Here is a 4,030-nt window from a genome sequence, read left to right on the forward strand (position 1 = left end):
GGGATTCCTTGCGGCGTGCCATGCGATGTCTCCTTCCAGATCATCGTAAGGCCCCACACGAAATTCCTGATAGTCCCCTGCATGACCGGCAGCCCTGGCTAACCAACCTCATTCACCATTCCGACAGAGGGGTTCAATACGTGTCGATAAAATACACCGAGCGCCTCGCCGAGGCCGGCATCGAGCCGTCGGTCGGCAGTGTCGGGGACTCGTACGACAATGCCCTGGCGGAAACCGTCATCGGCCTGTTCAAGACCGAGGCGATCCATCGGCGTGGTCCGTGGCGCTCCTTCGAGGCTGTCGAGTTCGCCACCCTCGAATGGGTCGATTGGTACAACAACCGGCGCCTGCTCGAGCCCATCGGCAACATCCCGCCCGCCGAGGCGGAAGCCGCGTACTACGCTCAGCTTGAGGTCATGCCGGTGGCCGCGTAAAATCCAAGCCAACCGGCCTCCGGAAAAATCGGCGCGGTTCACATGGGAGCAAAGCCGGCCATCCCACCGCAACGCCATGAGGCACCGGTCGCCTGCCCAGACTGGATCTACAACAATCGCAATGTCGTCGAGCGCCTCTGGGCCAGGCTCAAGGAGTGGCGAGCCGTTGCAACCCGCTACGGGAAGACAGCTTCATCCTTCATGGGGCATTCTCTGCCTCGCCGCCGCTCTCGACTGGCTCAAGCGCTAACAGGGCCTAGCGGTGCTTCGAATGCATTCAATTGCGGCGTAAGGCGGCTTCTGCCTCAATTGTGGAAACACGGGCCGTTGGCTGATAGTTGAATCCTCCCTGTCGCCCGAATGACTCTATGCCGAATTCCTTAAGTGCGAATATCGCCTTCGAGGCCCGCTCAGCCGAGTTATCAGAATAGATTGGGTAAGCATTCGAGAGTATATGGTATCCTTCCAGCTTTAAGTCGCCGACGAACAATCCGTTAGTGAAGGTATGCCGGCGAAAATCCTCCTCCGCCGTTCGGACCGACGCTGCAACATGGTCCGCATTGATTTCGACGTTGAAGAACTCTCGACCCTCTGAGCGTCCATAAAAATCCGAATGCATCGTCAATCTCTTCCACGCACCAGCATAGGAAAAGTTGTAGAGAACTGACTCGGTAAATCCGCGGTTCCCAGAGAAGCTGAAGAAGAGGCTCATCAGAGTAACGGTTTGAAGACGTGTTTCACGGGGGATCGCGCACAGGTCCTGAACTCGTTCGAGAGGTATGGTGGAGACGACTCGCCCGCTGGAGAAATACCGATCCCCAACCTGAACCTGAAACGTTTCCCCCAATCTCCTTAGGCTCTTCAGCTCCACCCCGAGATGGAATGTCACGCCGCGCGTCTTTAATTTGTTGGCTGCCACTTGATAAAGTTGATCAAAGCCTTCCTTGGGACGCACAAGTTGCTGATTGGTAGGCGGACTTGCTGATGGTTTTAGCCATTTGCGGATGGAGGATAGGGAGGCGTGTTCTTTGATCCATCCCATCCTTTTCTCGGCGAAACCGAGATCAATTTGCTCGGCCGGTACTCCGTGGAAGCGCTCGATGTAGTTCTCTAGGCCGGATTTCTTCAGTAGCCTTGCCCCAATCCAATACTGAGCAAAGTTCCTCGCATTTGTCAGTTTCCGACGGGATAGCCGAGAGATGATCAAAGACAGAAGTATTCGGGATATCTCGATCGGCCCAGTAGAAAGGATATCATCTTTGATGGAGATCGGGTACCTCGTGACGAAACCTTGAGGGTTCAAACGGGCGAAGGTAGGTTTGATCGGGGTGTATAGCGGTAACAATTCGGGAAAGTGGTGAAGCAGAGGCGAGTCATCCTGAAAAATGAAGCTGCCAATATCAAATGTATAATTCCCTATCCTGCAATCGATATGATTGCCTCCAATGTGAGCGTATTCGTCGAGGACGAGGATACGTTCATAGCCCTGTTCTGCAAGTATCGATGCAGATACAAGGCCACTGATACCAGCTCCAAGAACAATCACATCGCAAGTTGTTTCCAGATTGTCGTCGCTTGCTGTGGCACAGTAATTCTCAAGCATGAAAATGATCCAGTGACTGAAACGCCAGCATACAGGAATATACTAATGTGATGGTGATGCATTTAGTGGCTGAGCCAAGCAGTTTTTAGCGAATGCCATCGAATGGATCGACGAGGCGTAAGGCAGTCAAAGTCATGGTAGCCATCGTGATCCATGTCCATACAGCAAACCCTCACTTATGCATGATTCTTTAATTCAGCGGATTCAGCGTCGGAATACCAGTGCTCTTCCGACCTCTACCTACTTTTTCCCGGTATCTACCACTCACGGTTGGCAGAACCGTCAAGCAAGTTGCTCATACAGTGCGAGAGCACACTGTTCACACACTGCAAGATAGAGAATGGAGGAGAAGCGATCATGGCGGAAACGCGCGTGTCGAAAGGCGATCACCTATCTGAGAGTCAACTGGAGAGGCGGCGCTTCCTTGAGAAGGCGAGGAATATGGCTGTCGTTGCTCTGGCAGCGGCCCTGCTTCTGAGTGCTTCCCACAAGCAGGCTATGGCAGCAAATCCCTACGGGGGGTGGGATTGACAGCCTAAATCCGGCAGGGTTCCAGGTGCCTGGACATGGTCAAGGTATCATTGCACCGAATACGGGTCTTACAGGTCCTGGAGGACGTCAAACCTCGGCTCCGGGTCTCGGTGGAGTGGGGCAGGGAGTCAGCCAGGTGGGCGACCTCAAATAGGCCGCTTTGGCGCGCCGAGATTCGAAAAACCTCAGCGCGCCAGCCCTGCATCGGCTGATCGGTTATGCAGAAGTCCGCGGTTCTGCTTCAGAAACCGCGATTGTTGCGTTCCCAGAGATCCGCAGCAGTCGGTTTTTCGAGCCCAGCGATGTGCTCATCAAAAAAGGAAGCATCGGATCGAATCCCAAGAGCAGATTCCACTTTTTCACCTACGATGCACTAGATGCCGTAATGGGCCTGCCGCTCGCGAGGTAGCGGAGCGGGGTGGCTGTCCCTCAGAGTGATGGTGTTGGAACGGGGTCCGACAGGTCGGCCCCAAGCATCATGAGGGACAGCCATGGACTACTTTGCCGGGATCGACGTGTCTTTGGAACTCAGCAGCGTCTGCATCCTCGATGCCTCTGGACAGATCGTTCGCGAGGCCAAAGTCGCCAGTGAGCCAGAAGCGCTCACCGCCTTTCTCGCCGGCTTGAACTTGCCGCTCACCCGCGTCGGCTTGGAAGCTGGTCCCCTGTCACAGTGGCTCCATGCAGGCTTGCAGAAGGCCGGCCATGATGTCGTTCTCTTGCAGACCCGGCACGTGAAAGCGGCCCTCTCGGCCATGATCGTCAAGACCGACCGGGGCGGGACGCCCGCGGCCTCGCCCAGCTGCTGCGCATGGGCTGGTTCCGCCCCGTCCACTGCAAGTCGCCGCCGGCGCAAGAGGTGCGGGCGCTGCTCATGGCCTGCAAGCAACTGCAGGCCAAGATGCGTGACATTGAACTCAGTCTGCGTGGTCTCCTGCGTGGCTTCAGCCTGAAGATCGGCAAGACCAGCAAGGGTCAGTTCGCCACGCGCGTGCGCACGCTCACGACCGGTCATGAGATGCTGGAGAAGATCGCCGAGGCCATGTTGCGGGCCAGAGAGGCTCTGCAACCGGAGTTCGCCAAAGATGGACGGCACGACCTTCCGCTGGAGCCGGGAAGGGCGTCACCGCATAGGAGGAGCAAGCGTTCGGAACAGGGCGAGTTCAGCTCCGTTCTCCTGAGGTCCCGTCGCCGGGACGATGGAGGTGGTCAAGCCGTAAGTAGTGCCGTGAACGCCTCGCAAGGCGGAACACGCGTCTTAGATGGGCTGACCGCATCCTCTCTGATGGCATGGTGGGGCGGCTGTGCGCCGACCCCGAACAGAAGCAAGACTTCGGCGACGTGACAGTCACTCAGGGACTTGACGCCAGACGGCCCATTACAGAAGCACTACTTTGGCAGGTTTGAGGAGCTGGATGAGCTCTGGCGACTTCTCTGGCTGAGGGATCTCAGTTGGAGGCCA

1 protein-coding gene and 3 pseudogenes are annotated in these 4,030 nt (G+C 56.5%); 3 read left to right on the forward strand and 1 reads right to left on the reverse strand.

What is annotated here, in order from left to right:
* Positions 1 to 68 precede the first annotated feature (68 nt).
* Positions 69 to 434: pseudogene (locus tag DC522_RS32680) on the forward strand (integrase core domain-containing protein); the annotation flags it as partial.
* 45 nt (positions 435 to 479) lie between these two features.
* Positions 480 to 684, forward strand: a pseudogene (locus DC522_RS32685) (transposase); the annotation flags it as partial.
* A 27-nt stretch (positions 685 to 711) separates the two neighbouring features.
* Here the strand turns inward: DC522_RS32685 and DC522_RS32690 are convergent.
* A complete protein-coding gene (locus DC522_RS32690; RefSeq protein ID WP_116532584.1) occupies positions 712 to 2,037 on the reverse strand; it encodes an NAD(P)-binding protein in 1,326 nt (441 codons plus the stop codon).
* A gap of 916 nt (positions 2,038 to 2,953) precedes the next feature.
* Between DC522_RS32690 and DC522_RS32700 the strand changes: the two are divergent.
* A pseudogene (locus DC522_RS32700) lies at positions 2,954 to 3,652 on the forward strand (transposase); the annotation flags it as partial.
* Positions 3,653 to 4,030 lie beyond the last annotated feature (378 nt).

The organism is Microvirga sp. KLBC 81 (assembly GCF_003075415.1).
In the GTDB taxonomy this organism is placed as follows: domain Bacteria; phylum Pseudomonadota; class Alphaproteobacteria; order Rhizobiales; family Beijerinckiaceae; genus Microvirga.

Excerpts from the sequence above, each read along its gene's own strand:
- DC522_RS32690 (WP_116532584.1), bottom strand. The coding sequence starts at position 2,037 with ATGCTTGAGAATTACTGTGCCACAGCAAGCGACGACAATCTGGAAACA.